The 25936-nt window shown below is 71.9% G+C and carries 28 protein-coding genes and 1 pseudogene; 13 read left to right on the forward strand and 16 right to left on the reverse strand.

Features of this window, described 5'->3' with window-relative positions; translation table 11 throughout:
- Positions 1 to 157 precede the first annotated feature (157 nt).
- Positions 158 to 487, reverse strand: coding sequence for a winged helix-turn-helix transcriptional regulator (locus B7R87_RS25940; protein ID WP_040913863.1), 330 nt, complete (start codon positions 485 to 487; stop codon positions 158 to 160).
- A 62-nt stretch (positions 488 to 549) separates the two neighbouring features.
- Between B7R87_RS25940 and B7R87_RS25945 the strand changes: the two genes are divergently transcribed.
- Both B7R87_RS25945 and B7R87_RS25950 read left to right on the forward strand, forming a co-directional pair.
- On the forward strand, positions 550 to 1422 hold the full coding sequence (locus tag B7R87_RS25945) for an NmrA family NAD(P)-binding protein (RefSeq protein ID WP_006346074.1): 873 nt from the start codon (positions 550 to 552) through the stop codon (positions 1420 to 1422).
- A gap of 103 nt (positions 1423 to 1525) precedes the next feature.
- A complete protein-coding gene (locus B7R87_RS25950) occupies positions 1526 to 1747 on the forward strand; it encodes a hypothetical protein (protein WP_006346073.1) in 222 nt (73 codons plus the stop codon).
- A 17-nt stretch (positions 1748 to 1764) separates the two neighbouring features.
- On the opposite strand, the gene B7R87_RS25955 is transcribed toward B7R87_RS25950, so the two are convergent.
- Complete coding sequence (locus tag B7R87_RS25955) at positions 1765 to 2226, reverse strand: hypothetical protein (RefSeq protein WP_006346072.1); 462 nt, start codon at positions 2224 to 2226, stop codon at positions 1765 to 1767.
- 136 nt (positions 2227 to 2362) lie between these two features.
- On the opposite strand from B7R87_RS25955, the gene B7R87_RS25960 reads away from it, so the two are divergent.
- Positions 2363 to 2935 (forward strand): MarR family winged helix-turn-helix transcriptional regulator, encoded by a 573-nt coding sequence (locus B7R87_RS25960; protein ID WP_006346071.1) that lies wholly within the window; start codon positions 2363 to 2365, stop codon positions 2933 to 2935.
- A 9-nt stretch (positions 2936 to 2944) separates the two neighbouring features.
- Here B7R87_RS25960 and B7R87_RS25965 read toward each other — a convergent pair whose 3' ends face one another.
- Entirely contained in the window at positions 2945 to 3460 is a 516-nt protein-coding gene (locus B7R87_RS25965; RefSeq protein ID WP_107069926.1) for an ATP-binding protein, read from the reverse strand.
- A gap of 146 nt (positions 3461 to 3606) precedes the next feature.
- On the opposite strand from B7R87_RS25965, the gene B7R87_RS25970 reads away from it, so the two are divergent.
- From B7R87_RS25970 to B7R87_RS25980, 3 genes are read left to right on the forward strand one after another with little or no spacing between them, the layout of a single operon-like run.
- Positions 3607 to 4476, forward strand: a complete 870-nt coding sequence (locus B7R87_RS25970; RefSeq protein ID WP_006346069.1) for a helix-turn-helix domain-containing protein — start codon at positions 3607 to 3609, stop codon at positions 4474 to 4476.
- Positions 4473 to 4664 carry a DUF397 domain-containing protein gene (locus B7R87_RS25975; RefSeq protein WP_006346068.1) on the forward strand — a complete coding sequence of 64 codons (192 nt, stop codon included), beginning with the start codon at positions 4473 to 4475 and terminating at the stop codon, positions 4662 to 4664. The genes B7R87_RS25970 and B7R87_RS25975 overlap by 4 nt, the downstream gene beginning before the upstream one ends.
- Before the next feature lie 25 nt (positions 4665 to 4689).
- The gene (locus tag B7R87_RS25980; RefSeq protein WP_006346067.1) at positions 4690 to 4890 is read left to right on the forward strand and encodes a DUF397 domain-containing protein; all 201 of its coding nucleotides are present in this window, start codon (positions 4690 to 4692) and stop codon (positions 4888 to 4890) included.
- A 69-nt stretch (positions 4891 to 4959) separates the two neighbouring features.
- Here B7R87_RS25980 and B7R87_RS25985 read toward each other — a convergent pair whose 3' ends face one another.
- On the reverse strand, positions 4960 to 5163 hold the full coding sequence (locus B7R87_RS25985; protein WP_006346066.1) for a hypothetical protein: 204 nt from the start codon (positions 5161 to 5163) through the stop codon (positions 4960 to 4962).
- A 164-nt stretch (positions 5164 to 5327) separates the two neighbouring features.
- A pseudogene (locus B7R87_RS33795) lies at positions 5328 to 5486 on the reverse strand (XRE family transcriptional regulator); the annotation flags it as partial.
- 193 nt (positions 5487 to 5679) lie between these two features.
- On the opposite strand from B7R87_RS33795, the gene B7R87_RS25995 reads away from it, so the two are divergent.
- The 3 genes from B7R87_RS25995 (at position 5680) to B7R87_RS26005 (ending at position 9542) form a co-directional block, all read left to right on the forward strand.
- Positions 5680 to 6306, forward strand: a complete 627-nt coding sequence (locus B7R87_RS25995) for an SAM-dependent methyltransferase (RefSeq protein ID WP_006346064.1) — start codon at positions 5680 to 5682, stop codon at positions 6304 to 6306.
- A 263-nt stretch (positions 6307 to 6569) separates the two neighbouring features.
- On the forward strand, positions 6570 to 7754 hold the full coding sequence (locus B7R87_RS26000) for a 4-hydroxybenzoate 3-monooxygenase (RefSeq protein ID WP_233168931.1): 1185 nt from the start codon (positions 6570 to 6572) through the stop codon (positions 7752 to 7754).
- A 66-nt stretch (positions 7755 to 7820) separates the two neighbouring features.
- Positions 7821 to 9542: a methyltransferase gene (locus B7R87_RS26005; RefSeq protein WP_006346061.1), complete on the forward strand. Its 1722-nt coding sequence runs from the start codon at positions 7821 to 7823 to the stop codon at positions 9540 to 9542.
- 13 nt (positions 9543 to 9555) lie between these two features.
- Here B7R87_RS26005 and B7R87_RS26010 read toward each other — a convergent pair whose 3' ends face one another.
- The 7 genes from B7R87_RS26010 to B7R87_RS26040 form a co-directional block, all read right to left on the reverse strand.
- Positions 9556 to 11841 carry an AfsR/SARP family transcriptional regulator gene (locus B7R87_RS26010; protein WP_233168932.1) on the reverse strand — a complete coding sequence of 762 codons (2286 nt, stop codon included), beginning with the start codon at positions 11839 to 11841 and terminating at the stop codon, positions 9556 to 9558.
- Between the two features lie 153 nt (positions 11842 to 11994).
- Positions 11995 to 12867: an AfsR/SARP family transcriptional regulator gene (locus B7R87_RS26015; RefSeq protein ID WP_006346059.1), complete on the reverse strand. Its 873-nt coding sequence runs from the start codon at positions 12865 to 12867 to the stop codon at positions 11995 to 11997.
- A gap of 142 nt (positions 12868 to 13009) precedes the next feature.
- The gene (gene lepB, locus B7R87_RS26020) at positions 13010 to 13471 is read right to left on the reverse strand and encodes a signal peptidase I (RefSeq protein WP_006346058.1); all 462 of its coding nucleotides are present in this window, start codon (positions 13469 to 13471) and stop codon (positions 13010 to 13012) included.
- Complete coding sequence (locus B7R87_RS26025; RefSeq protein WP_006346057.1) at positions 13468 to 15387, reverse strand: ABC transporter ATP-binding protein; 1920 nt, start codon at positions 15385 to 15387, stop codon at positions 13468 to 13470. The genes lepB and B7R87_RS26025 overlap by 4 nt, the downstream gene beginning before the upstream one ends.
- 6 nt (positions 15388 to 15393) lie before the next feature.
- Positions 15394 to 15969 carry a TlpA family protein disulfide reductase gene (locus B7R87_RS26030; RefSeq protein WP_006346056.1) on the reverse strand — a complete coding sequence of 192 codons (576 nt, stop codon included), beginning with the start codon at positions 15967 to 15969 and terminating at the stop codon, positions 15394 to 15396.
- A gap of 16 nt (positions 15970 to 15985) precedes the next feature.
- Complete coding sequence (locus B7R87_RS26035; protein ID WP_006346055.1) at positions 15986 to 16504, reverse strand: MauE/DoxX family redox-associated membrane protein; 519 nt, start codon at positions 16502 to 16504, stop codon at positions 15986 to 15988.
- 78 nt (positions 16505 to 16582) lie between these two features.
- Complete coding sequence (locus B7R87_RS26040; protein WP_157997805.1) at positions 16583 to 16750, reverse strand: hypothetical protein; 168 nt, start codon at positions 16748 to 16750, stop codon at positions 16583 to 16585.
- A gap of 294 nt (positions 16751 to 17044) precedes the next feature.
- Here B7R87_RS26040 and B7R87_RS26045 point away from each other — a divergent pair, with 294 nt between their 5' ends.
- The gene (locus B7R87_RS26045; RefSeq protein WP_078902094.1) at positions 17045 to 17674 is read left to right on the forward strand and encodes a tetratricopeptide repeat protein; all 630 of its coding nucleotides are present in this window, start codon (positions 17045 to 17047) and stop codon (positions 17672 to 17674) included.
- Complete coding sequence (locus B7R87_RS26050; protein ID WP_006346053.1) at positions 17671 to 18987, forward strand: glycosyltransferase; 1317 nt, start codon at positions 17671 to 17673, stop codon at positions 18985 to 18987. The genes B7R87_RS26045 and B7R87_RS26050 overlap by 4 nt, the downstream gene beginning before the upstream one ends.
- A 12-nt stretch (positions 18988 to 18999) precedes the next feature.
- Here B7R87_RS26050 and rfbD read toward each other — a convergent pair whose 3' ends face one another.
- The 4 genes from rfbD to rfbA are packed head-to-tail and all read right to left on the reverse strand — an operon-like array spanning position 19000 to position 22467.
- Positions 19000 to 19944: a dTDP-4-dehydrorhamnose reductase gene (gene rfbD / locus B7R87_RS26055; RefSeq protein ID WP_045852814.1), complete on the reverse strand. Its 945-nt coding sequence runs from the start codon at positions 19942 to 19944 to the stop codon at positions 19000 to 19002.
- Positions 19941 to 20915: a dTDP-glucose 4,6-dehydratase gene (gene rfbB / locus B7R87_RS26060; protein ID WP_006346051.1), complete on the reverse strand. Its 975-nt coding sequence runs from the start codon at positions 20913 to 20915 to the stop codon at positions 19941 to 19943. The genes rfbD and rfbB overlap by 4 nt, the downstream gene beginning before the upstream one ends.
- Complete coding sequence (locus B7R87_RS26065; protein ID WP_006346050.1) at positions 20900 to 21523, reverse strand: dTDP-4-dehydrorhamnose 3,5-epimerase family protein; 624 nt, start codon at positions 21521 to 21523, stop codon at positions 20900 to 20902. Before B7R87_RS26065 ends, rfbB begins: the two co-directional genes overlap by 16 nt.
- Positions 21520 to 22467: a glucose-1-phosphate thymidylyltransferase RfbA gene (gene rfbA / locus B7R87_RS26070; RefSeq protein ID WP_006346049.1), complete on the reverse strand. Its 948-nt coding sequence runs from the start codon at positions 22465 to 22467 to the stop codon at positions 21520 to 21522. The genes B7R87_RS26065 and rfbA overlap by 4 nt, the downstream gene beginning before the upstream one ends.
- Before the next feature lie 491 nt (positions 22468 to 22958).
- Between rfbA and B7R87_RS26075 the strand changes: the two genes are divergently transcribed.
- Positions 22959 to 24419 carry a collagen-like protein gene (locus B7R87_RS26075; protein WP_198965079.1) on the forward strand — a complete coding sequence of 487 codons (1461 nt, stop codon included), beginning with the start codon at positions 22959 to 22961 and terminating at the stop codon, positions 24417 to 24419.
- Positions 24420 to 24666: 247 nt separating this feature from the next.
- Positions 24667 to 25923: an FAD-dependent monooxygenase gene (locus tag B7R87_RS26080; protein ID WP_187144528.1), complete on the forward strand. Its 1257-nt coding sequence runs from the start codon at positions 24667 to 24669 to the stop codon at positions 25921 to 25923.
- Positions 25924 to 25936 lie beyond the last annotated feature (13 nt).

Below are 25936 nucleotides of genomic sequence, written 5' to 3' on the forward strand. Positions count from 1 at the left end.
CGACCCTCCCTGGAAGTTGGTTATCGCTGATTCACTTTTACGTCCATCCTCCCCGGTGTCAAGGGTAGATCGTGAACAGATGAGGTTTCCGGTGGCATAACGAAACCCGCCCGCCGGACAGTGGTCCGGCGGGCGGGTCGGGTGGTGCGCGGGCGGTTCAGTCCGCCGGGGTCCCGGCGGCGGGGACGGCGGCTGCCCAGGCGGCCATGGCGTCGAGGACGGGGCGCAGCTCCCGGCCGAGGGGCGTCAGCTCGTAGACCACGCGCGGGGGGATCTCGGCATGGGCGGTACGGGTGACGATGCCGTGGGTCTCGAACTGGCGCAGCCGGCTGGTCAGCGTGTGCGGGCTGATACCGGGCAGGGTGGCGCGCAGCTCGGTGAAGCGGTGGGGGCCCCGCAGCAGCTCGCGGACGATCAGGGTGGCCCAGGGGCCGTCCAGCAGAACGAGGAAGCGGGCGACTCCGCAGGTGGGCAGGGGAGTGGTCATGATGTGATCGTATGCCATTAGTGCAGTTGATGTAACCGGTGCATCGTATGCACCATAGGCTCATGAGCTATGTGATCCACGGCGCCACCGGCGCCCAGGGAGCCCCCGTACTCGCCGCCCTCCGGGCCGCGGGCAAGCCGGTGACGGCCGTCACCCGCGACCCCGGGAAGCTGCCCGAAGGCACCCCCGCGGTCGCCGCCGACTACGCATCCGCCGAAGAACTGGCCCGCGCCTACGAGGGCGCCGACGGCGTCTTCGTCCATCTGCCGCTGGCCGCGCCTGACGACCGCCTCGCCTACGCCGCCCATATTGCCGCCGCTGTCGCCGAGGCCCGTCCGGCCCGGGTGGTGATCTCCACCAGCGGCTCCTTCGCGGACGCCCCGGACGTCGCGGGTGGGACGTCCCCGGTCCCGGCGGACCCCGCGGTCGCGCGGCTGATCGAAGGGGTGGCCGCGAGCGGGGTGTCGTACGCGGTGCTCGCACCCAAGCTGTTCCTGGAGAACCTGCTGCTGCCGCCGGTCGTCGGCGCGGCCCGGGAGGAAGGCGTCCTGCGCTACCCGATCGGCACGGACTTCCCTGTGTCCTGGGTGTCCCACCTCGACGTCGCCGACGCGGCGGCCGCCCTGCTGGAGCGCCCGGACCTCACCGGCACGGTCCCGGTCGGCCAGTACCCGCCCGTCACCGGCCCGCAGCTCGCCGAGGCGTTCGGAGCCCGGTTCGGCCGTGGGGTGACGTACGAGGCGATCACGCCCGACGAGTTCGGCGCCCTGATCGCCCCGCTGCTGGGCGAGCCCACGGCGGCCGGAGTCGCAGCCCTCTACCGTACGATCGCCACCCTCCCGGACCATGCGATCACCCCGGCCCGCTCGGCGGAAACCCTGCTGGGCCTCGCCCCGCGGACCACCGGCGCCTGGCTGGCCGACCTGGGCATCTGACGGCACCGCCAAGCGGTGGGGAACCTTCCGCGGCGGGTGATCGTCGTGTGGGACACGGGGCCGGGTATCCGGCTCCGTGTCCTTCCCGAGGAGGCTGCCCGCCATGGAGCCGACGAACGACAAGAACGCCCTGGAGACCACTCTGAGCGACGGCCGTAAGGTCACGCTCTCTCTCGGCCCGACGGACGCCCCGTGGGCCGAGGGCGGCGTCGCCGCGCTGCGCCCGGTCGCCCCCACCCACACCACCAGCGCCGACAACCCGCCGCCGCTCCCCGAGGAGCCCGCGGTCCCGCTCAACGTGGCGATCATGGGCCTGGTCGTCTGAGATCCGAAAGAGACGACCTAAGTCGGGGCGGTGGCCCCGTAGGCGGTTGCGGCCGCCAGCACGGCCACCGCCCCCAGCCGTACCTGCCAGCCCGGTACGAAGAGCGCCGCGGCCACGGCGTACGGCACCCCCGTCAGGGCGATGCGGGTACCGGCGCTGCCCAGTTCGCCGCCCTCGGTGTAGAAGGCCACCCCGGCCCCCGCACCGAGCGTGCCGAGGACGAAGACCATGACGGCCCAGCACAGCCGCCCGCCCAGGGACGCGCAGATCGGCAGCATGGTCCGCACCGGTGCGACCGTCGTGACCAGCAGGCCCAGTACCAGCGGCACCCCCAGGGCGGCGATCGGTACCGCCGCACCGACCCCACCGCCCCAGCCCGCCATCAGTAGCCAGAAGCCGAGCATCGGCATCGCCGCAGTCATCGCCGCCCAGACCAGCAGGAGGTGAAGGGCGGTCGGTTTGGCCTTGTCACGCGTCATAAAGCGGATCCTGCCAAGCCCGGGCCCCGGGGCACATGAGTTCCCGTACTCAGCCCGGACGGCCGACCGTCCCTCCCCGGGCAGCCCGACGGCTCCCCCCTTGACGGAACTCCCGCAATTTCGGTATCACTTCATTATGAAGCACGTAACTAATTCCGACGAGCTGAACCATGATGCCGAAGGGCTGCTCTACGACCCCCAAGTCCGCACGTCCGCCGCCTATTTCGCCTCGGGCGGCTCCACCAGCCGTCTGGAGGCGGCCGCCGCGGCCCGCGCCGCCAACAAGACGCTTGAGCGGCTGCGCACGCTGGGCTCCGAGGGCCGGGGCCTCAGCACGGGAGCCGTGGACGTCCTGATCCGGCTGCGCACCCTCGGAGCCGACGGCGCCCACCTCGGCGAGCTGGCCCGCTCCGCCGGCATGACCCCCCGCAACGCCACCGGTCTGGTCGACACCCTCGAACGCGAGGGCCTCGTCCGCCGCGACCCCGACCCCGCGGACCGCCGGTCCGTCCTCGCCCGCATCACCCCCGCCGGACTGGCCTGGCTGGACGACTTCCGGATCCCGACGCAGCGGGCGATGGCGGCCCTGTTCGACGGCTTCAGCGAGCCGGAGCTCCATCAGCTCCGCCACCTCTGCCTGCGCCTCGTCCGGAACCAGCGCCGTATCACCGCCCACCTCACCCCCGCCGAGCGGGACGCCCTGGACTGACGGACGCCGTCATGCGCGCTCGGGCCGCGGGACCAGGTACTCCGCCCAGACCGTCTTCCCCGGTCCTTCGGGGCGCGGGTGCCAACCCCAGCGGTGGGCCAGCTCCGACACGAGGAGCAGCCCCCGCCCGCCCTCTTCGAGCCCCGGGTCCACCAGGGCGTCGGGCTGCGGCGGCAGCCGTTCGCCACGGGTGTCGGTCACCTCGACCCGGGCGACCGGATCGGGCAGGGAGGTCGGGCGGAGCCGCAGGTGGAAGTCCCGCCCCGGGACATGGCCGTGCCGGACGGCGTTCGCGATCAGCTCGGCCGAGATGAGCACGATCGCCTCGTGCGGGGTGGTGCCGTACGGGATCCCCCACTCGTGCAGCCGCACGGCGACGAGCCGCCGGGCCAGGGAGGCGCCCCGGGGCGTGGAGGTGAACGGCATGGCGAATTCGGGCCCGTACGGTCCGGCCCCGGTGCTCAAGTGCCCGCCGGTGCCGTGGGGATAGGCGGTACGGGCGGGGCTGTGGGGGTTGTTCATCATGGCCACCACGGTGCTTGCGGTGGCGTAGCGTGACCAGTGGTGACGCACCGACGCGAGCCGCTTGTACGTGCCTTGTCGGCGCCCGTACGCAGGGCACGGCGTGACCGCGCCCATGCGGGGGCGTTGAGCCGAGGAGGCGGTGCTTCATGGCAGAGAACAGGACAACTTCGGGTGGCGTCGAAGACGCCGACAGCGACGACGGCCGGACGGCGGACAAGTCGGCCCAGGGTGTGGTCACGGCCTTCGGTCGGACCATGAAGACCCTGCGGATCCGGGCCGGTCTGGAACGCGAGGAGCTGGGCAAACGCCTGGGCTACTCGGCGTCCACCATCGCCTCCTTCGAACAGGGACGACGCATTCCGCCGCCGAGGGCGATCGACCGGGCGGACGGGGAGCTGGGGGCGGACGGGCTGCTGACGCTGTGGAAGGAGGAGGTGGAGCGGGCGCAGTACCCGTTGTTCTTCCAGGGAATGGCGCAGTTGGAGAAAGAGGCCATTGAGCTGCTCTCGTACGACACCCTCATTGTGAACGGCCTGCTCCAGACCGAGGAGTACATGCGAGCGGTACTCGCCATGCGGCGCCCGCCTCAGGATCCGGAGACCATCGAGCAGAGGGTGACCGCACGACTGGCCCGACAGGACATTTTTGACCGCCGTCCCACGCCTCTTCTGAGCTTCGTCATGGACGAGTCGGTTCTTCGCCGCAAATATGGAGGCGGGCAGGTACTACGCGGCCAGTTGGAGCAACTCCTGCTGCTCGGCCAGAGGCGGAACGTCGAACTTCAGATCATGCCGCACGACTTGGAGGAAAGTGCGGGCGCGGACGGTCCCTTCACCGTAGTCACGCGTACGGACGGCAAGAAGTCTGTGTACATGGAAACGCAGGGCATCAGCACCTTGGAGACGGGCCCTGCCCGTGCCGCCCTGGTTGCCGCGCGCTATGGGATTATCCGCTCGCAGGCTCTCACCCCGCGGGAGTCGCTGAAGATCATCGAAGAGTTGATGGGAGAGCTATGAACAACGCTGAGTCCCTCGCCTGGTTCAAGAGCAGCTACAGCGGCTCTGAAGGCGGCCAGTGCGTGGAGGTGGCGGTGTCCGGCACGAGCGCGGTGTACGTGCGGGACTCCAAGGCCGCAGTTGGGCCGACCCTCCGGGTATCACGTGAGGCCTGGGCGGGGTTCGTCGGGCTTGCTGCCTCCAAGTAGCCCGTTTAACGGAGAGGTGAGAGCTATGAACAACGCCGAGCCCCTCGCCTGGTTCAAGAGCAGCTACAGCGGAGCCGAAGGCGGCGACTGCGTCGAGGTCGCAGCGTCCTGCACGGGCGCGGTGCACGTCCGGGACTCCAAGGTGGCGACCGGGCCGGTCATACGGATGTCGCCCGAGGCCTGGGCGGGGTTCGTCGGGCTTGCCTCCTCGGAGCAGCGCATCTGACGGCAGTACGTACGCCGGAGCCCTGCCACCCCATTCCGGGTGGCAGGGCTCTCGCGCGTACCGAAACGCCTACTGCGGGGCGATGTTGAAGACCCCGCACTGAACCGACGGGGAGAGCAGCAACAGGGCTTCGTTGCACGCCGAAACGATGTCGGTGTGCTCCTCCGTGGTGATGATGATGTCACCGAACTCGATCGCACCGGCGGTGGTCGCGGTGCCGGCCACGGAGGCGGCGGCCAGGGCCAGGGCGGCGAGGGCAGTACGGATACGCATGGTCACGTCCTTCGGCGGGGCTCGGTGCCGCTGACTGCGGTACCGCCCCCAGCGATCCCCGCCCCGCCGCCCCCGGACACCGGTTCCGAGGTTTCACCCCCGTTCGGACGCGGCGGCGCGCGGTCGTCCAGGTGAGCCGGGGGTACGGAAGCGCGAGGGGGCGGTCACCCGGCGGGCGTGGCGCGCAGATGCGCGCGGGTGCCCTGCGGGCCGAAGAGGATCAGGAGTTCGACCGCGCCGCCGTCGGCGCTGCCCAGCCAGTGCGGCAGGGCGGTGTCGAACTCGGCCGCCTCGCCGGGCGAGAGCGTCAGATCGCGGTCGCCGCCGCCAGCGCGGCGAGCGTGATCCCGCGTTCCCGGCGCAGCGCCCGCAGCCGCGGCCCGACCGCGGCGAGTACGTCATCGTCGTCCCCACTCGTGCCTTCCATCGTGCCATCTTGCCGGAACGGCAAGATTCCGTGCCGGATCGCGGGGCGTCCGCCCACACTGTCCATCCGCCCGGCAGAAGGAGAGCCCGATGAGTACGGACGAAGCGCTCACGTTCTGGGACGGCTTCTACGCCTCCCGTACCGAGGCCGTGGATCCGCGGCCGAACGCCCGCCTCACCGAGACGGTCACCGGCCTGCCGCCCGGTGACGCCCTGGACCTCGGCTGCGGCGAGGGCGGCGACAGCCTGTGGCTCGCCCGCAACGGCTGGCGCGTCACCGCGGTCGACGTCTCGGGCGTCGCCGTCGAACGGCTGGCCCGGCTCGCCCGTACCGGCGGACTGGAGGGAGCGGTCACCGCCGAACGGCACGATCTGCGCGCGACCTTCCCCGGCGGCACCTTCGACCTGGTCAGCGCCCACTATCTGCACACGCCTCTGGACCTGGACCGCTCGGCCGTCCTGCGGTCCGCCGCCCATGCCCTGCGCCCCGGCGGGCGGCTGCTGGTCGTCGACCACGGGTCGACCGCCCCCTGGTCGTGGAACCAGGACCCCGATATCCACTACCCCACCCCGCAGGAGGTCGCCGCGGGCATCGGCCTGGACCCCGCGTCCTGGACGGTCGAGCGCACCGATGTGCTCCGCCGGACCGCGACCGGCCCCGGCGGGCAGACCGCCGAAGTCGTCGACCACCTGCTGCTCGTCCGCCGTACCGCCTGATACCCCGCACCCTCCGAAGGAGACCCCGCGGCCCGCCGTCCGGCGGGTCGGCCATGCGGTCGGACCCACCGGACGCGCCCCCCAGCACGTTGACGGTGGACAACTGTTCGCCACCGCGGCGGCCATGGCCGCGAACCGGGCCGCCGCCCGGCCCGGCGGTACACCCATCGACCGAAGCGATCCTCCCTTGTCCCGCCATTGCGCCCAAACGGGTGAATGTCGCGCATCAAGGGATTTACGACTGCTTATGATCCGCTTCTGTGATGGAAAGTCAGAGGGCGGACACGGTCCGTGACATGGCCGATGTGATCGTCCTGGGGGCCGGCCCCGCCGGGCTGCTCCTCGGAAACCTCCTGCTGGCCGCCGGGGTCGACTGCGTCGTCCTGGAACGGTCCGCCGAGGCGGACGTCCGGACCCGGGCACGCGCCGGGTTCCTCGCCGCGAACACCGTACGGATTCTGGACCGCCACGGTCTCGGCGACGGGCTGCACCGGTCCGGCCGGACCCACTCCCTCTGCGAATTCCGCACCGGGGACGGCCGGTTCCGGCTGGACTACGGCAGCCTCGGCCGCGGCGAGCGGCACACCGTCTACCCCCAGCAGGAGCTGGTGGGGGATCTGCTGACGGAGTACACCGGCCGGGGCGGGCGGATCCGCTTCGGAACCGAGGCGCTCGCCGTACGGGACGCCGACGGCGTACGCCCCTCGGTCACCGTCCGCGGCCCCGACGGCCGCCCGGGCCGCTGGCAGGGCCGGTACGTCGCGGGCTGCGACGGCCGCCACGGCGCGGCCCGCCGCTCCCTCCCGCCCGGAGCGGTCCGGCGGCACCACCGCGACCACGGGATCTCCTGGCTGGGGCTGCTCGCGGAGGCGCCGCCGAGCCTCGACGCGGTGGGATACGCGGTGCACCCCGCGGGGTTCGCCGGGCATATGGCCCGTACGGCCGACATCACCCGCTACTACCTCCAGTGCCCCCGGGGGACGGCGCCCGACGACTGGTCCGAGGACCGGATCTGGGCCGAACTGGAGCTGCGGATGCGGGGCCCCTTGCGCCGGGGCGCACTGATCCAGCGCACCGTGGTCGACCTGGAGTCCGACGTACTCGAACCACTGCGCCACGGCAGCCTCTTCCTCGCCGGTGACGCCGCGAGCCTGCTCAGTCCGTCCGCGGCCAAGGGCGCCAACCTCGCGGTACTGGAGGCGGAGCTGCTCGCCCGTGCCCTCACCGACGACCTTCTGCACGGCGACTCCGAGGGTCTCGACGCCTACTCGGCGCGATGCCTGGCCCGGATCCGGCGGGCACAGGACTTCTCGCAGTGGATGATCCGCCTGCTGCACGACCTTCCCGAGAACAGCTCACAGCACCACATCCGGCGCCCCTGCCTCGAAACGCTCCGCACCTCGCGCGCCGAACAGGACTGGTTCGCCGAGCAGTACGTCGGCGTCTGAACCCCCGCACCCCGCGCTCCGAACCACCGAACCACCGAACCGCCGAAACCTGAGGACACCCCTCCGATGAAGCCCCAGACGCCGACGATCCCCAGCGACGCGGCCCGCCTGACCGCCGCGGCCGACTTCGTCAGGGAGCACGACACCGCCGCCCTGCTGTCGCTGCTGCTCCCCGGCCTCGATGCCCTGGAGGCCCGGGCCCTGGAGGACCGCTGCCACTTCTCGCACGCCGCCCTGCTGGTCTTCCCTCCCGACCCGGGCACCCTCCGTGCCGAACTGGCCGCCTGCGGACTGGCCGCGGACCCGGACGCCGAACCCGTACCGAGTGTGGTCGTACGGGACCGGCTCGCCGCACGGCACCGGCGCGAGGCGGCCGGGCTGGACGTCCGCATCCTGCGCCCGTCGGTTCCCGGGCCGGGCGCCGAGCACCGTACGGTCGAAGTCTTCGCGCTGACCGTGCCCCCCGGCTCCGGACTCGCCGCCGTCGCCGCCGACGAGCGCGCCCGAGAACACGAGGCCCATCTCGCCTTCGAGGTCGAACGCCCGGACCCGCTGGTACTGCGCGGCATGGGCGCGATCCTCACCCGCCACGGAGCCGTCCCCGACGGTGGCGGCTACAACCCGCACGAGGACGGCACGGTCTTCTACTTCACCGCACCCGACGATACGAAGACCGGATACCGCAGGGTCGAGCTGTACGCGCCCGGCGACCACCGCGAGGTACTGGCGGCCCATCTCGCCGCCCCCGGCGAGACCCCGCCTGCCGAAACGCTCCTGCGCCTGCTGACCGGCGCCTGGAGCACCCAGGCCTTGGCGGGCTTCGCCGCACTCCGCATCCCCGACGCCATGACCACGCACACGTCCCTCGCCGCCGGGCCCCTCGCCGCCCGGACCGGCACCGACCCCGGGAGCCTGGCCCGGCTCCTGCGCTATCTCGGGATGCTGGGCGTGGTGACCGGCGACGAGGAGAACGGCTTCCGGCTCACCCCGGTCGGCGCCCTGCTCCGCGCCGACGCCCCGGGCTCCCTGCGGCCCCTCGCCCTGCTGTACGGCGGCCCGTTCTACGAGTCCTTCGCCGCCCTCGGCCACACCCTCCGCACCGGGAAGACCGCCTTCGACCACGTCTTCGGCGCCCACCACTTCGACCACTTCGCCCGCCACCCCGAACTCGCCGGGCTCTTCGACCGGTCGATGGCCGCCAGCACCCGGATGTTCGAACCCCTCGGCGGCCATCCCGTCATCACCGCGGCGAGCACGGCGGACCGTCCCGGCACGGTCGTCGACATCGCGGGCGGCAACGGCGAACTGCTCGCCCGCCTCCTGACCGCGCACCCCCGCCTCCACGGCACCCTCCTCGAACGGTCCCACGCCGTCGAAGCCGCCCGCCGCACCCTGGCCGCCGCCGGGTGCGCCGACCGGTGCACCTTTCTGACCGGCGACTTCGCCGACGTACCCCCGGACGGCGACGTCTACGTCCTGTCCCGCGTGCTCCACGACTGGGACGACGAACGCTGCACCGAGATCCTCCGCCACTGCGCCCGTGCCATGCCCGCCGACGCGGACCTGCTGATCGTCGAACGCCTCCTCCCCGCTGACGTCTGCACCGGCGGATCCCCGTCTCTCGCCGTGGCGTGGGACCTCCACATGATGTGCAACGTCGGCGGCAGGGAACGCACCGAGGCCCACTACGCCCGCCTGCTCGCCGCCGCGGACCTCACCCTGCTCTCCACCACCCCGCTCCCGCTGGAAGGCAACGTCCTCCACGCACGCAGGACCGCCCGGCCCTGACCGTGCCTCGCCGTCAGCCCGCGTGATGGGCCAGCGGCCACGGGCCCTCGTCGTACGGGTGCGGCCTCCCCTTCGCGGCTCGCAGCGCGGCGCGCCGCAGCGGGAGGGGCACGGTCGTCCGGACCGCCGGATCGCCCGCGGCCTCGGCCTCCGCCGCGGCCAGGGCGTGCTCGGTCAGCCGGATCCACTCCGACCGGGGGAGCCGGTGGTGCAGCAGCTTCCGCAGCCCTCCGACCAGACGCCCGGCATAGGGGCGGGGCCCCTGCTCCGCCGCCTGGACGACGACGGCCGCGATGTCCTGCCACTCCGCGTCGAACCAGGCGTAGGCGTCGGCGGAACAGGTGAAGGTACGGGGGTTCGCGCCCGCGACCGCGGCCCCCGCGGGCTGCCGCGGCAGATACAGCCCGCACGCCTCGGTGGCGTTGACGATGCCGTGCAGATAGTGGTCGAGGAGGCGCCGGACGGCCGCCTTCCGCTCCGCCCGGCTGTCCTCGGCCGCCGCCCGCTGCCCGGCGTACTCGTGCACCAGATCGTCCCAGGTGAACCGGCCCGGCCAGGTCTCGCGCAGCAGATGCAACCGGACCACGGGCCGCAGGAGTTCCTCCAGCCGCCGCCGGTCGACGCCCGTCACCGCCGCCGCGGCGGCCACCGAGAACCCCTTCCCCGGCATCAGCCCGAGCAGCCGGAACGCCCGTCTCACATGCGCGGGCAGGGCCTCGTACGACAGGTCGAGAGCGGCCCGTACGGCAACGTTCCGGTCGCCCTCGACATAGAGCCGGGCCAGTCGGCCGCGATCGGCCAGGGCCCGCACGTACGCGCCGATGCTGTTCGGCTCCCGGTCACCGATCCACGAAGTGGCGACGCAGAGCGCGAGCGGGAGGAAGTCGCAGAGCGCGGCGAGCCGCGCCGCCGCCTGCGGTTCGGCGGCCACCCGCGCCGGGCCCGAAGCGGCCCTGATCAGGTCGAGAGCCTCCGCACTGTCCAGGACCCCGCAGGTCAGCCGGTGCGCGCTGTCGAGGGCGACCAGCCCGTCCAGCCGGTCCCGGCTCGTCACCAGGGTCAGGGAACGGGATGTGCCGGGGAGCAGCGGACGCACCTGGGAAGGGTCGGCGACATCGTCGAGGACGATCAGGACCCGGCGGTCCGCGAGCAGAGTGCGGTACAGGGCGGTCTGGGCGTCGAGACCGGTGGGGATGTCCGGGGGCCGGCACCCGAGGCCCTGGAGCAGCATGGGAACCGCTTCCTCCGGGGCCATCGGGGGAGAGTCGTGGAAGCCCCGCATGTCGAGGTACAGCTGCCCGTCGGGGAAGTGCCGCGCCGCCAGATGCGACCAGTGGAGCGCGAGCGCCGTCTTTCCCACCCCGGCGGCCCCCACCAGCAGGACGACGGGCTCCGCCGCGGCGAGCGCCTCGTCCATGCGGCGCATCGAGTCCGCCCTGCCGACGAACCGGTGGGTCGCCGCCGGGAGCTGCCGGGGAATCACCCCGGCGGCCCCCGCCCCGGACTCGTGTTCCTGGTACCCCCGGAACTTTCCGGCCGGGGCCGCCCCGGTCCGGGCCCCGCCCGTCCCGCCCAGCAGCCGCCGGTGGAGTTCGCGGAGTTCGGCCGTGGGCTCGACACCGAGTTCGACGATCATGCGCTTCCGCAGCCCCGCGTACACCGCCATGGCCTCCCCGGTCCGGCCCGCCTTGTGCAGTGCCGTCATGAACAGGGCGTGCGGACGTTCGCGCAGCGGATGCTCCGCCACCAGCCGGGCCAGCTCGGCGAGGGAGGACCGGTCCCGCCCCAGCATGTTCCCGGCCTCCGCGCGGCCCTCGACGGCCGTGATCCGGAGTTCGTCCAGGCGGAACTGCTCGGCGGGGGCCGACAGATCGGGGTGCGGATCGCCCCGCCACAGGGTCAGCGCCCGTTCGAAGCTCTCAAAGGCCTCGTTCCAGCCGCCCGCGGCCGCGGCCCGGGTGCCGTTCTTGATGAGGGACTCGAAGGCGAGGAGGTCGAGCCCGTCGGGGCCCACCCGGATCACGTATCCGGGGCTCTGCGTCACCACCAGCCGCGCGCCGACCGGGCCCAGGGCCCTGCGGACCTCGGTGACGAGGGACCGGACCCGGGCCGCCCCCGATACCGGTGGGTGGTCTTCCCACAGGCGGCTCACGATGCGCTCGACGGACACCACACGGTTGGCGCTGAGCAGCAGAACGGTGCACAGGGAACGCTGCCGTCCGGTGAGCGGAACGACGGACCCCTCGACCTCGACTTCCAGGGAACCCAGCAAACGGAAGTGAACTCGGGAGTTTTGCACCCTTCGACCGTAACTCAGGACTGAGGGCATGATCAACGGCTCTACGGCTCTGACCTGCGGATTATGCCTGTGCCGGGCATCCTGCGGGGTCCTGCGGGCCGTCGCCCTATGGCCTTCGAAACGAGAACCGGAGGGCCGGGAAGGGTACTTGGTTCAGGCCGATTGCGGAGTCCGGTGGCTGCAGGCCCCGTCCGGGTCCCGGGTGAACGCGGCCGGGTGCCCGACCGCATGGGTGCCGAAGGAGCGGCGGCCCGGCCCCTCGGCCGCATGGTCCAGCCGGGGATCGCGCCGCAGGATCCGGCCGTGCAGCTCCGCCAGGGAAGGGCCCGGCCCGTCGCCGAGGCGCGCCACCATCCGCGCACGGACGAGCTGGAAGTGGTCGAGGGCCTCCGCCTGGCGTCCGCTCCGGTACAGGGCGAGCATCAGCAGCCCCGCCACCCGTTCGTCCAGCGGATGGGAGAGCGCGAGCTGCTGCAGGGCGGGCAGATGCTCGGCATGGCGTCCGGCCCGCATGCCGAGTTCGGCCCGGCCGGTCAGCACGGCGCGGTGCTCGTGTCTGAGGGTGACCCGGACCGACCGGGCCCACGACGAGTTCAGATCCGACAGGGGATCGCCGCGCCACAGGGACAGCGCCTCGTCGAAATGCCGCAGGGCCCGGTCCGGGTCACCCGCCCGTTCGGCGTCCTTCGCCCGCAGCACGGACGTACGGAACCGGTGGAGGTCGACGGCTTCGTGCGCGACGGCCAGAAGATATCCGCCCCGCCGCCGCACCACGGCGATACCGTCGGCCGGCTCGGCTCCGCACCCCAGCGCCTTCCGCAGCCGGGTGGCGTGGACGTACAGCGTCTGCCGGGGGTGCTGGGGGGCCTCGTGATCCCACAGCCGCTCGGCCATGGTCTCGTCCGTGACGAAGTGGTTCGGACGCCAGGCCAGCGAGGCGAGGAAGTGGCGGGCGCTCTCCGGGAGAACGATCCGGTCACCGGCGGGCGTATGCGCCTCGACGCAGCCAAGGAGCTGAATATTCATGGGGGGCACCTGCTGTTCGTGATCTGTGCTGGTGCCCCCAATGTGCAGTCCGGTGCGAACGGTCGGCGCATGGATCCCGCATGGCCGGGAAATAAACCCGCCGCGACGGTGTGATGGCCGGGTCCGGCCGTGGCTCCCCGGCTCAGATCCGTCGCCGTACGACCCCGAGCACCCGGTCCGCCGAGAACAGGCCGAGCTGCCGGGAGTCCACGCTGAACGGCGGATTGTCCCCCAGCAGATACAGGCAGCCGGGCGGAATCCGCTCCGTCTCCCCGGAGTCCGTCACCCGGAGATCACCAGGACCGGCCTCCACCCGCTTGATGACCCACCGGTGCCCGTCCACCGCGGCGCGCCCCGGCCCCGGGCGGGCCGAGGGAACCCCCCTGAGACGGTCCTCGCCACTGGGCTGCTCGACCACGACGACGCTCCCGCGCCGGGGCGTCGCGCCCCGCCGTACGATCACCCGGTCCCCGGGCCGGAAGGCCGGCTCCATACTCGGCCCCCGGACCGTGACCGCCACATACCGGCGGCGCAGCGACCACAGCACCCAGCCTGCCGCGCCGGACGCGGCCGTCGCGGCGGCGATGACGGCTCCCCGGCTCACAGCGCGGCTCCCGCCATCGGCGCCTCGTCCGATTCGCCCTGGTATCCGGAGGCCTGAAGGGTGAACAGGCGGGCGTACTCGCCCCCACCGGCCATCAGGGAGGCATGGTCCCCCTCCTCCGTGATCCGGCCCTCGGACAGCACGACGATACGGTCGGCGTCCCGCACGGAACCCAGCCGGTGCGAGATGAGGACGCTGGTCCGGCGCGCCCGGAACTCCCGCAGCCCCGTGTGCAGGGCGTACTCGGCCTCCGCGTCGAGCCCGGACGCGGGCTCGTCGAGGATCAGCAGATCGCGCCCCTCCCGCAGCAGCGCCCGGGCCAGCGCCAGACGCTGGAACTGGCCGCCGGACAGAAGCACCCCGGTCGTGTCGTTCTTGTCTTCGGCTTCGGACTCGGAATCTTCGGATGCGGCTTCGCCGCAGTCCTGGAAGAAGGTGCGCGTCACCATGGTCTCGTAGCCCCGGGGGAGCGCGGCGACCGTCTTGTGCACCCCCGCCCGCTCCGCGGCCCGGACCAGACGCGCGGGATCGTCCAGGGCCGTGAGGTCCCCGACCGCGATGTTCTCGCCTGCCGTCAGGTCGTAGTCCATATAGTCCTGGAAGACCGCGCTCATCCGCTGCCGCAGCTCCTCCGGCGCGACGTCCCGGATGTCCACACCGCCCCACAGGACGGCACCCCGGGTCGGGTCGTAGAACCGGCAGAGCAGCTTGACCAGGGTCGATTTGCCCGCACCGTTCAGGCCGACCAGGGCGAGACTCCGGCCCGCGGGGATCCTGAGGTCCACCCCGCGGAGAATCCACGGCTGGTCGTCCGCATATCGGAACCAGACGTCCCGGAGTTCGATGTCGCCCGCCGGTGAGGCGAGCGCCCGGGGCTGCTCGGCCCGGACCAGATCGGGCGGCATGGTCATCACGGCGTGATAGTGCCCGAACAGGGTCAGTGCCTGGTGCGCGCCCGCCGCATCGGCCGCCAACTGGGCGACGGCCGCCTGGACCCCCGTCACCGCGGCGATGAAGATGACCACGTCTCCCGTCGTCAAAGTGCCCTTCAGCGCGGCGTGTACGGCCCAGGCGAGGCCCGCGCCCGAGACCACGGCCGCCAGGAGCGCCAGCAGCGACTGGGTGCGCAGCTCACGCCGGTCCGTCGACCGCTGCTCCGCGTTCGCCGCCAGCCGCTCCTGCTGCATCCGGCCGAGGAGGAAGCCCCCGATCCCGAACAGCCGGACCTCCTTGGCCGCGTCCGCGCTGGACAGCAACTGGTCGTAGAAGATCTCGCGCCGCTCCCGCGGCCCGATCCGCCACAGCATGTCCGCCCGACGGCGCGACAGCATGATCTCCGCCGCCAGCACCGGCACCGCGGCGGCCAGCAGGAACACGCTCATGACCGGTGCCAGGACCAGCAAGGAGCCCAGGAAGCCGCCGATCGTGACGCCGGAACGGAGCAGCCCCAGCGCCCCGTCGAGCACCTGGTTCGGCGAGGTCTTGCCGGACTGCTTCGCCAGCCGCAGCCGGTCCAGGAACACCGGATCCTCGAACCGCGACATACCGACCGACCTGCCCACGGACCGGAAGAGCCCGCCCTGCGCGACGACGGTGGTGGCCCGCTCCAGCTCGGCCCGGAGATACCCGGCGGCCTGCGGAACCACCGCCTGGGCGATACCGCAGAGGGCCAGCCCGGCGACGAGCCCGGTCAGCGTCCCGGCCGGTCCGCCCCGGGTCAGCGCGTCCAGGGTCAGCTTGGTCAGCCAGCCCAGGGCGACCGGCAGCACACCGGTCAGCAGACCCAGCGCCGCATAGGCGGCCACCTTCCCCGGGGCCGCGCTCCAGCTCAGCTTCAGAGCGGCGGGAAGATGCCGTCCGGGCCCGGGCGTCCGGCGGCGGGCCGGGGCGCCCGCCCGCGAGTTCTCCTGCGGCATACCGCGTCAGCCGCCGACGGCCACGGGCGCGAGGACTCCGCCTCCGGCCTCCATGAGCCGCCCGGAGTCCGCGGTGGCGACCGCGACGGTTCCCCCGCCGTCGACGACGATGTACGTGGGGAAGATGACCACGCCGAGTTCCTTCTTCAGCTCCGCCGCGGTCCCGCCCTCGGGGAAGACCCGGCTCAGCCCGTTCAGCTCCGACCGATAGAAATCGGTACCCGACGCGTCCCCGCCGATGACGGAGAAGACCCGGCTCTCGTCCACACCCGTCTCCGCGAGGAACTCCTTCAGCACCGGCAGCTGTTCCTTGCAGCCGTCGCACTCGGCCGACTGGAAGGTCAGCACCCAGGGCGCCCCGTCGCCGAGCGGAAGCTCGACGGCCGTACCGTCGGCGTCTGTCAGCGCGGGCACCGCGGGAACGACGGTACCGGGCAGCGGGGAGAACGGCGGCGGACCGCCCGCCACCCGCTCCGCGACCCAGGGGTCGAGAATCTTCTTCACCCGCAGCGCAACGGCCAGGGAAAGCGCGCATGCGACTGAGGCCACCAACAGGGCGACTGCGGAGAGCGCGATGCCCATGTGTGCATCCTTCGTGTCAGTTCTTCTGGGAGAAACGGAACAGAGCGGCGAGTTCGCCGAGATGAAGCAGGGTCACACCGACGACGGCCGCGGGCGCCGCGACCAGCGCATAGTCGACCGGCCCCGGGCCTTCCGACGAGGCGGTCGCCCACCAGGCGCCGGCACAGATCACCAGCAGGACGGCGTTCCGTACGAGATGCGCCGCCGAGACCTCGCTGCCCGCACTGCCGACGCAGCCGCAGGAAACCCCCGGGCGCGAACGCAGAATCCGCCACAGGTACACGGTGAATGCGAGAAGCATCAGTCCTGCCGCGCCGAAACCGGCCCACACCGGATGGCGCAGGAACAGCGCGAGCGCGATGCCGACCTCCAGTACGGGTATCGCCAGTGCCACCGCAAAGGCGGAGCGCCCGAAAGCGGGCACGGTCAGTACGATGTGCCGTTGGAATGTGCGGAGATCGCGGAATTTCAGTACGGCTGACCATACGAATACCGCCGCCAGACAGATCTGGCCGAATGCGCCTATCGCTTGCATCTTTCCTCAGCGGGTTGCCGGCCGTCCGGGCCGGGCGGCCACCGTGACCCGGCGGATCACGGTGGCCGCCCCGGTCAATCAGCTACAGCGGATCTTGCAGTCCTCGTACTGGCAGCAGTGCCGGACGTAGCCCTGGCTGCCGGACCCGGCGGTGTCCTTCCAGCAGGACTTGGGGCAGCGGGCAGCGGCCTCCGCGTAGGTCTGGGGGAGAAGCTTGTCCGCGAGCATGCGCAGCGTCTTCGACATATCGCTCTCTCTTTCCTGAGGGGGTGGCTCGGTCTGCCGCCCCGTTTCCTCCGTCAGTATTTCCCGGCGTTCTTTCCAAGGGATTTCCATGAACTTTCCCGGAGCTTTCCATGAACTTTCCCGCTCCGTTTTCAGAAGGCCGCGGCAAGGATCGGAGGCCGTACGGAGCCCGGTCCGGCTCACTTTGCGTACGTTCGAGTGGTCTACGGGAAGCCGTAGCCCTGAGAGCTGACGGCACGGCACCCGCGTCGTTACCTTGACCGCCGTATCGGATATCGACCTGAGCGGTGGCGCATGCGAAGTATCTGGATGGCCGTCGGCGCGGCACTCACGCTCGTCGTCGGCGGACTCGTCTGGGCCGTCATGACGCATGCGGGCCCGGCCGCCGAAGGTGCCGCCGCCGACGGCGTGAACAGCGAAATCAGGACCGACGCCCTGCTGGAGTCCGGTCTGCTGCACTTCCGGCACCGGGACCTCCCCCAGGCGAAGGCCGCTTTCGAACACGTCCTGGCCCTGGACCCGGAGAACAAACTCGCCTGGTACAACCTGGGCGTCCTGGCCCAGGACCAGGGACGCAGATCGGACGCCCACCGGGCCTACGACGCGGCCCTCAAGGCCGACTCCGCATACCCCTCCGCACTCTTCAACAAGGCCCTGCTGCTCAAGGCGAGCGACCCCGACAAGGCGCTCGGACTTCTGCGGCGGGCCGTCGCCGCCGACCCGAAGGCCTCCACCGCCCACTTCCACATCGGCGAGATCCTGGCCCGCAAGGGCCGGGAGGACGAGGCACGGAACGCCTATCACCGGGCCGTCGGGCTCGACCCCGCCCTGCGCTCCCAGGTCCCGGCGGCCTTCCGCCCCGCATCCGGTGAGAGCGCCGAAGCCGCCGTGAACTCCGACACCGAGGCAGGTAGCCCCAGATGACGCCGACCGCGACCCCCAGATTCTCCGTCTTCACCCCCAGCCACCGGCCCCGGTTCCTGGACGAGTGCCTGGAGACCCTCCAGGCGCAGTCCTGCGGGGACTGGGAGTGGATCGTCCTCCTCAACAACGGCGCCAGGTGGCGGCCCGAACAGCCCGACGAGCGGGTCCGCGTGGAGATCGCCGACGAGCTCCGGGGCGTCGGCGCGGCCAAGCGCCGGGCCTGCGAACTCGCCCGCGGCGAGATCCTCGTGGAACTCGACCACGACGACCTGCTGGCCCGCGACTGCCTGGCCGAACTGGCCCGGGCGTTCGACGAGAACCCGGACGCGGTCTTCGCCTACAGCAACACCGCCCAGATCACCGAGGACGGCGGGCGGGACGACTCCCGGTTCAACGAGGAGTACGGCTGGCAGTACGAGGAGGTCCTCGTCGACGGCCGGCAACTGCTGGCCGCCAGGACCATGGCACCCACGCCGCACAACGTCTCGTACATCTGGTACGCCCCCAACCACGTCCGCGCCTTCCGCCGGGACGCCTACACGAAGGTCGGCGGCTACGACGCCACCCGCACGGTCCTCGACGACCAGGACCTGATGTGCCGGCTGTTCCAGGCCGGCGACTTCCACCACATCGAACGCTGCCTCTACCTCCAGCGCATGCACGCCGGGAACACCCAGCGCGACGCCCAGGTCAACGCACACATCCAGCAGGAGACGGTCGCCCTCTACGACAAGTACGTCGAAGCCAACGCCCTGGCCTGGAGCCGGCGCCGCGGGCTGCTCGCGCTCGACCTCGGCGCGGCCCACCGGAAGCCCCCGGGCTATCTCGGCGTGGACCAGCACCCGGGGGACGGCGTCGACATCGTGGCCACGCTGCCCGACCCGCTGGACCTGCCCGACGACTCGGTCGGACTGATCCGCGCGGTCGACTTCCTGGAGCACGTACCCGCGAAGGTGCCGCTGATCAACGAGCTGTACCGGCTGCTCGCACCCGGCGGAATGCTGCTGACCACCACGCCCAGCTCGGACGGGCGCGGGGCCTACCAGGACCCCACCCACGTCGCGTTCTACAACGAGAACTCCTTCTGGTACTACACGGACGACCAGTACCGGGCGTTCGTCCCCGAAATCGAGGCGCGGTTCCAGAGCTCCCGGCTGGTGACGTACTTCCCGACCGAGTGGCACTCCTCGAACAACATCTCCTACGTGGTGGCGAACCTCATCGCCATGAAGGAGGGCGCGACCCGCTGCGGCGGACCACTGCTGGTCCGGGCCGGTACCGGGGCCCGCGCCGAGGCCGTCACGGCGGGATGAGGGCAGCGGCTGTCACACCGGAGTGAGAGCGGTGGCCGCGGCCCGAGCGGCGGCCACCCGTTCCGCGAACCCCGGAGTGTCCAGGGCCGCCGCCAGCTGGTCCCGCCACTCCGGCTGGCAGGGGAGCCCGGCGCGCGCCCAGCCGCCGTGCCCCAGCACCCCGTACGACGGCCGGACCGCGGGCCGCGGGAAAGCGGCCGAGCCGACGGGGCGCAGCCGCCCGGGGTCGAGCCCGCCCAGCCGGTACACCTCCCGGGCCAGCCCGTACCAGGTCGTGGCCCCCGCAGCCGTACCGTGGTAGACGCCCGCCGGGGCCCGTCCGGCGAGCGCCGCCCGGCCCAGCGCGGCCAGCTGCCGGGCGAGCGCCGACGACGAGGTGGGCTGGCCGTACTGGTCCGCGACCACGTCCACGGTCGCCCTCCGGCAGGCCAGTTCGAGCATCGTCGCCACAAAGCTGCGGCCGTGGGTGCCGTACAGCCAGGCGGTACGCACGGTGTAGCCGGTGTCCGGGAGGAGTTCGGCCACCGCGCGCTCCCCGAGCAGCTTGCCCCTGCCGTACGCGTTGAGCGGCCCGGTCTGCGCGTCCTCGGCATAGGGGCGGCCGCCGTCACCGGGGAGTACGTAGTCGGTGGAGACGTGCAGCAGGACCGCACCCGCTTCGGCGCAGGCCCGTGCGAGCTGCCGTACGGCCGTGCCGTTGACGGCGGTCGCCGCCGCCTCGTCCGCCTCGGCGCCGTCCACATCCGTCCAGGCGGCGCAGTTGACCACCACACGGTGCGCGGCGACGGCGGCACGCACGGCCCCCGGGTCGGTGATGTCGAGTTCGCTACGGGTCCGGCCCGTGACCTCGGTGCCCGGAACGGAGGCGAGTTCCGCCAGGATGTCCCGGCCGAGCATCCCGCCCGCGCCGGTCACCAGCCACGGGACGCTCCCCGCCGTCGCCGCTGTTCCTGTCATGCCTGCTCCGACCGGGCCCGGAGCGGCTCCCACCAGTGGCGGTGCTCGCGGTACCAGTCGACCGTGGCCGCGAGCCCCTCCGCGAACGGCACCACCGGCAGATAGCCGAGCTGCTCCCGGATCTTGCTGTCGTCCAGGGAGTAGCGCAGGTCGTGGCCCTTGCGGTCGGGCACCGCGACGACCCGGTCCCAGTCGGCGCCGACGGCGTCGAGGAGCAGCCCGGTGAGCTTGTGGTTGCTCAGCTCGGTGCCGCCGCCGATGTGGTAGACCTCACCGGGCCGGCCGCTCAGGAGGACGAGTTCGATACCGCGGCAGTGGTCGGAGACGTGCAGCCAGTCGCGGATATGGCGGCCGTCGCCGTAGAGGGGAACGGTCAGCCCGTCGAGGAGACGGGTGATGAACAGCGGAACGACCTTCTCGGGGAACTGGTGGGGGCCGTAGTTGTTGGTGCACCGGGTGACCACGACGTCCAGACCGTGGGTGCGGTGGTACGAGAGGGCGAGCAGATCGGCCGCGCCCTTGGACGCGGAGTAGGGGGAGTTGGGCGTGAGCGGCCACTCCTCGGTCCACGAGCCCTCGCCGATGGAGCCGTACACCTCGTCCGTCGACACCTGCACGAACCGGCCCACACGGTGGCGCAGCGCCGCGTCCAGCAGGACCTGGGTACCGGTGACATTGGTACGGACGAAGGGCCCGGCCCCCCGGATCGACCGGTCCACATGCGATTCGGCCGCGAAGTGCACCACCGCGTCCTGACCCGCCATCACCTCGTCGACCGCACCCGGATCGCAGACGTCGCCGCGGACGAAGCGGTAGCCGGGACAGTGCGCGACGGAGGCGAGGTTCGCCTCCACCCCCGAATAGGTGAGCGCGTCGAAGACCGTGACCCGTGCCGACGGATCGGCCCGCAGCAGGCGTCGGACGAACTCCGAACCGATGAACCCGGCCCCGCCGGTCACCAGGAGACGCATGTTTCCCCCCGGGTTCCGGACCCCAGCCGCCGCCGGTACGCGACGCACTCCTCGTAGGAGGGCAGCAGGCCCAGCCCCCGGGCCTCCGCCAGGGTCGGCGCGGCGGCGTCCTTCTCGGACAGCTCCGGGACGAGATCGGCGGGCCAGTCGATCGCCAGCTCCGGATCGAAGGGGTGAATCCCGAACTCCCGCTCCGGCGCGTACCCCTGGGAGCAGAGGTAGACCACGACCGAACCCTCCTCCAGCGCCATGAACGCATGGCCGAGGCCCTCCGACAGATACACGGCCCGGTGCTCCCGGTCGTCCAGACGCACCGCCTCCCAGGCGCCGAAGGTCGGGGAGCCGGTGCGCAGGTCCACGACCACGTCGAGCACAGCTCCGCCGACGCACGTCACGTACTTGCCCTGCCCCGGCGGGACCGCCGCGCAGTGGATGCCCCGCAGGGTGCCGAGGCTCGACCGGGAGCAGTTGGCCTGCTCCAGTTCGAGCCGGTGACCGGTCAGCTCATGGAACGGCCCGGCCTTGAACCACTCATGGAAGCGTCCCCTCCGGTCCGAGTGGACCCGGGGGTCGTCCACCCAGGCGCCTTCGATCCCCAGCGGTCTCATCCGTAGTGCTCCTTTCGCCGGGCGACGGCGGGTTCTTTCTGCAATTCGCCGCCCCGCGGCGAGACGACGGAGCACCGGCCGTCGTGGTCCAGCAGGTCCAGCAGGTACTGCCCGTATCCGCTCGTGAGGAGCGGCCGGGCCAGGGCGCGGAGCTGGTCGTCGTCGATCAGGCCGGACCGCCAGGCCGCTTCCTCCACACAGCCGATCTTGAGACCCTGGCGCTCCTCGACGACCCGGACGAACTCCGACGCCTGCACCATGGAGGTGAAGGTCCCGGTGTCCAGCCAGGCGGTGCCCCGGTCCAGCCGGGTCACATGGAGTTCACCGGCCTCCAGATAGGCACGGTTGAGATCGGTGATCTCCAGCTCGCCCCGGGCGCTGGGCCGCAGCCCGCGCGCGATCTCCACGACGCGGTTGTCGTAGAAGTACAGTCCGGGCACGGCGTACCGGGACCTCGGAACTGCGGGCTTCTCCTCGATGGACAGCGCCCTGCCGTCGTCGTCGAACTCGACCACGCCGTAGGCCGAGGGGTTCGCGACCTGGTACGCGAAGACATGGCCGCCGTGCGTCCGGCTCTCCCGCGTCAGCCGAGCACCGAGCCCCGAGCCGTGGAAGATATTGTCCCCGAGGATCAGCGCGACCGAATCGTCCCCGATGAAACCGGAACCCAGCAGAAACGCCTGGGCGATTCCCTCCGGGCGTTCCTGAGTCGCGTAGTCGATGCGCAGACCGAGCTGGGATCCGTCCCCGAGCAGCGACCGGAACTGCTGCTGGTGCTCCGGGGTCGTGATGACGAGAACCTCACTCACCCCCGCCAGAATCAGGGTGGCGAGCGGGTAATAGACCATCGGCTTGTCGAAGACCGGCAGAAGCTGTTTGGAGACCGCACGGGTCAGCGGCCAGAGCCGCGATCCGGTACCACCGGCCAGCAGAATTCCACGCATGGGCAGTCAGGGGCGCGGTGTCGGTACGGACCCGCTTCCCCGCCCCCCTTTCCCTCTGATGGGACGCGGAGCGGGGCGCCTTTCCCCCGTACGGCCTACCGGCGGCCTGGTCGGCGCGGTCCCACCGAGGTTGCCCCGCAGGGGGCTTTCACCCGGAGGGCGGGACCGGAATTCAGGACGAACCATGAGGGCCACCGTAGAGGAAGCACCACGCCTCCCTATTCCGGCGCTCGGCGAACTGACGGCCGTTTGATTCTGTTCACCGCATTGCCTCTCCACTCGGGTGACATTCGGGGCCGCCGCGAGCCGTATGCGCCGCCGACTCGGCCCGCTGCTGAAACTGACCCGGTTCATCATCCTCTAAGAACGTCGCACAAATTGCGTCGTCAGATCAACGGCTGCCCTTCACGGCGGCCGTGCGGTGCCCTCCGGCTGCCTTTCGTCCGGCCGTCGCGCTCCGGCACCGCCTTTTCCTCGCGAAAGGAACTCGGGTGAACAGAAGAACCATCAACCGGAACCGGGTGAGAGCCGTCACCATGGTTTCGGTGGGTACCCTGACCGCCGTGCTCAACGTCGTACCGAGCGCGGTGGCCGTCGCCGATGCCATCGAGCGCTCCGGCCCCGGGCACAGCCTGGGCGTGCCGGGACCGAACGGTGCCGTGTCGTCGAACGGACAGGCCGAGCGCACCGTCATGACCGGTGAAGGCAAGGACGGCGGCAAGGGCGGCAAGGAACACCGCGGCCCGCAGGGCCCGAGAGGTCCGCAGGGTCCCCAAGGCCCCCAGGGCACGCAGGGTGCGCAGGGCGAACCGGGGGAGCAGGGCCCGCAGGGCGCCAACGGACGCCGGGGCCCGCAGGGTGCGCAAGGTGCCCAGGGCGACACCGGCGAGCAGGGCCCCCAGGGCGCGAACGGCGCCAGGGGCCCGCAGGGCACGCAGGGTACGCAGGGCGACCCGGGGGAGCAGGGGCCGCAGGGCGCGAACGGTGCGCGGGGTCCGCAGGGAACGCAGGGCACGCAGGGAACGACCGGGGCGCAGGGCGCCACCGGAGCGCAGGGTACGCAGGGCGCTCAGGGTGCGAACGGGACCCAGGGCACCCAGGGAACTCAGGGAACTCAGGGCACTCAGGGCACCAACGGAGCCCAAGGCACGCAGGGTACGCAGGGCACTCAGGGTGCGAACGGTGCGCAGGGTTCCGCCGGTGCTCAGGGAACTCAGGGCTTCCAGGGCTTCCAGGGCGGCGACGGGGCCCAGGGCACGCAGGGTACGCAGGGCGCTCAGGGTGCGAACGGCACTCAGGGCACGCAGGGCACGCAAGGCACCCAGGGAGCAACCGGTGCGCAGGGCGCCAACGGCACCCAGGGCACCCAGGGCGCAACCGGCGCGACCGGCGCGCAGGGTGTGCAGGGAACCCAGGGCACTCAGGGCGCCAACGGGGCCCAGGGTACGCAGGGCGCTCAGGGTGCGAACGGCACTCAGGGTGCCAACGGTGCGCAGGGCACGCAGGGTACGCAGGGCACCCAGGGTGCAACCGGTGCGCAGGGCGCCAACGGCACGCAGGGCGCGACCGGTGCGCAGGGCACCCAGGGTACGCAGGGCACCACCGGCGCACAGGGCGTGCAAGGCACCCAAGGCACCCAGGGGTCCACCGGCGCTCAGGGACCGCAGGGTCCGGCAGCGCTGAGCACCTATGTCATCAGGGGCCCCCAGGCCATCCCGGTACTCATCGGTGTCGGCGTGACCTCGACGGCCAACTGCAACGCCGGTGACGTGGCCACCGGCGGCGGATACGACACCTTCGGACTCCTCAGCGCGATCAACATCATCGAGAGCGCGCCGATCCCGAAGAGTGCCGGCACCCAGGGCGTGGCGGCCACCGGTTGGCAGACCCAGGCATCCGTCACCGTCCTCGGCGGTGGATTCCAGTCCTACGTGGTCTGCCTGCACCAGTAGTTCCGATCGGGCCACGAGCTCCGGGCCACCGCTCGCCCCCCCGGCGGCGGTGGCGCGGCCGATGCCCGCGATCAGGGCCGGTGACCGCTGCCATCACCGTTGTGTATTGGATCTTCCGGGGCCGGTGGGCCCACGCTGGTGCGGAGTCGCGCGGCCGGGGTCGGGTTTCCCCGGGAACGCGATCCACATCACGGCCGACGGGTGGGGCGAAGGCCCGCGCGGCCCGGCGAGAGGCAGGGGCAGAGCGGTGCGAACAACCGTGGTGGGTGGGGGCATAGCCGGGTTGACCTGCGCCCTGAGCCTGCATGCTGTCGGTGGGGACCCCCAGGTGTACGAGGCTGCACGGTCCGTCGAGGCGGTCGGCGTGGGAATCAACCTGCTGCCGCACGCCGTCCGTGAGCTCGCCGAACTCGGCCTGGCCGATGAACTCGCGGCCATCGCGCTGCCCCCGCACCGGCTGAGCTACCGCGACCGCGCGGGCAGGGTGGTGTGGGAGGAACCCCTCGGACCGGCCGCCGGCTACCACTGGCCGCAGTACTCCGTGCACCGGGGACGCCTCCAGACGCTGCTGCTGGCGGCGGTACGCGACCGCCTGGGACCGGACGCGGTCCGTACCGGTCTGCGCTTTCAGCACTTCGAGGAGAGCCCGAACGGCGTTCGGGCCCACTTCCTGGACCGGACGAGCGGCCGGACCGTGACCGGGGACGCCGATGTGCTGGTCGGCGCCGACGGCATCGACTCGGTGGTCCGCGCCCGGCTCTACCCGCACGAAGGCCCCGCCCGCGGGACCGGAGTTCATATGTGGCGCGGGGTCGCACCCCACCCGCAGATCCTCGACGGCCGAACGATTGTGGTCGCCGGGGGTACCCCGGGCGACAAGTTCATCGCGTACCCGATCGGTGACCCGGCGGCCGAGGCCGACGAAGCCCTGGTGAACTGGGTGCTGGAGGTACGGCCCGGACCGTCCGCCCGGCTTTCGGGCGGCCTCCCCCGCCGTATCACCGTGGAGGAAGCCCGGGCCCGGCTGACCTCCTGGGGCCTCCCGTTGACCGACCCGGCCGTTCTGGCCGAGCGCTCCCCGGTGATCGCCGAGTATCCGATGCTCGACCGCGACCCGCTGCCCCGCTGGAGCTTCGGACGGGTCACCCTGCTCGGTGACGCGGCCCATCCGATGTTCCCCATGGGCATGAACGGCGGATCGCAGTCCATCGTGGACACCCGGGTACTGGCCTGGTGTCTGGCCCGGGAGAACGACCCGGTGACCGCACTCCGCCGTTACGACGACATCCGCCGGCCCACCGTCAACGCCGTCGTGCTCGCCAACCGGGAACTGGGACCGGAGGAGATCATCGCGCGGGCCGAGGAGCACGGCGGGCCGCTCCCGGCCCCCCGGGCCGAAGCGATCGCGAACCGCTACCGGGAGCTGGCCCGGGCCACGGTGGCCCAGGTCAACACCACTGCGTCATGGACGACCACGCGCCGTACCCCGAGCCCGGCACCGTGAGCCCCCTGGCGAT

Origin of the sequence: Streptomyces tsukubensis, assembly GCF_003932715.1 — a bacterium.
GTDB classification, from domain to species: domain Bacteria; phylum Actinomycetota; class Actinomycetes; order Streptomycetales; family Streptomycetaceae; genus Streptomyces; species Streptomyces tsukubensis.

Excerpts from the sequence above, each read along its gene's own strand:
- B7R87_RS25940 (WP_040913863.1), bottom strand. The coding sequence starts at position 487 with ATGACCACTCCCCTGCCCACCTGCGGAGTCGCCCGCTTCCTCGTTCTG.
- B7R87_RS25945 (WP_006346074.1), top strand. The coding sequence starts at position 550 with ATGAGCTATGTGATCCACGGCGCCACCGGCGCCCAGGGAGCCCCCGTA.
- B7R87_RS25950 (WP_006346073.1), top strand. The coding sequence starts at position 1,526 with ATGGAGCCGACGAACGACAAGAACGCCCTGGAGACCACTCTGAGCGAC.
- B7R87_RS25955 (WP_006346072.1), bottom strand. The coding sequence starts at position 2,226 with ATGACGCGTGACAAGGCCAAACCGACCGCCCTTCACCTCCTGCTGGTC.
- B7R87_RS25960 (WP_006346071.1), top strand. The coding sequence starts at position 2,363 with ATGAAGCACGTAACTAATTCCGACGAGCTGAACCATGATGCCGAAGGG.
- B7R87_RS25965 (WP_107069926.1), bottom strand. The coding sequence starts at position 3,460 with ATGATGAACAACCCCCACAGCCCCGCCCGTACCGCCTATCCCCACGGC.
- B7R87_RS25970 (WP_006346069.1), top strand. The coding sequence starts at position 3,607 with ATGGCAGAGAACAGGACAACTTCGGGTGGCGTCGAAGACGCCGACAGC.
- B7R87_RS25975 (WP_006346068.1), top strand. The coding sequence starts at position 4,473 with ATGAACAACGCTGAGTCCCTCGCCTGGTTCAAGAGCAGCTACAGCGGC.
- B7R87_RS25980 (WP_006346067.1), top strand. The coding sequence starts at position 4,690 with ATGAACAACGCCGAGCCCCTCGCCTGGTTCAAGAGCAGCTACAGCGGA.
- B7R87_RS25985 (WP_006346066.1), bottom strand. The coding sequence starts at position 5,163 with ATGCGTATCCGTACTGCCCTCGCCGCCCTGGCCCTGGCCGCCGCCTCC.
- B7R87_RS25995 (WP_006346064.1), top strand. The coding sequence starts at position 5,680 with ATGAGTACGGACGAAGCGCTCACGTTCTGGGACGGCTTCTACGCCTCC.
- B7R87_RS26000 (WP_233168931.1), top strand. The coding sequence starts at position 6,570 with ATGGAAAGTCAGAGGGCGGACACGGTCCGTGACATGGCCGATGTGATC.
- B7R87_RS26005 (WP_006346061.1), top strand. The coding sequence starts at position 7,821 with ATGAAGCCCCAGACGCCGACGATCCCCAGCGACGCGGCCCGCCTGACC.
- B7R87_RS26015 (WP_006346059.1), bottom strand. The coding sequence starts at position 12,867 with ATGAATATTCAGCTCCTTGGCTGCGTCGAGGCGCATACGCCCGCCGGT.
- B7R87_RS26025 (WP_006346057.1), bottom strand. The coding sequence starts at position 15,387 with ATGCCGCAGGAGAACTCGCGGGCGGGCGCCCCGGCCCGCCGCCGGACG.
- B7R87_RS26030 (WP_006346056.1), bottom strand. The coding sequence starts at position 15,969 with ATGGGCATCGCGCTCTCCGCAGTCGCCCTGTTGGTGGCCTCAGTCGCA.
- B7R87_RS26035 (WP_006346055.1), bottom strand. The coding sequence starts at position 16,504 with ATGCAAGCGATAGGCGCATTCGGCCAGATCTGTCTGGCGGCGGTATTC.
- B7R87_RS26040 (WP_157997805.1), bottom strand. The coding sequence starts at position 16,750 with ATGTCGAAGACGCTGCGCATGCTCGCGGACAAGCTTCTCCCCCAGACC.
- B7R87_RS26045 (WP_078902094.1), top strand. The coding sequence starts at position 17,045 with ATGCGAAGTATCTGGATGGCCGTCGGCGCGGCACTCACGCTCGTCGTC.
- B7R87_RS26050 (WP_006346053.1), top strand. The coding sequence starts at position 17,671 with ATGACGCCGACCGCGACCCCCAGATTCTCCGTCTTCACCCCCAGCCAC.
- rfbD (WP_045852814.1), bottom strand. The coding sequence starts at position 19,944 with ATGACAGGAACAGCGGCGACGGCGGGGAGCGTCCCGTGGCTGGTGACC.
- rfbB (WP_006346051.1), bottom strand. The coding sequence starts at position 20,915 with ATGCGTCTCCTGGTGACCGGCGGGGCCGGGTTCATCGGTTCGGAGTTC.
- B7R87_RS26065 (WP_006346050.1), bottom strand. The coding sequence starts at position 21,523 with ATGAGACCGCTGGGGATCGAAGGCGCCTGGGTGGACGACCCCCGGGTC.
- rfbA (WP_006346049.1), bottom strand. The coding sequence starts at position 22,467 with ATGCGTGGAATTCTGCTGGCCGGTGGTACCGGATCGCGGCTCTGGCCG.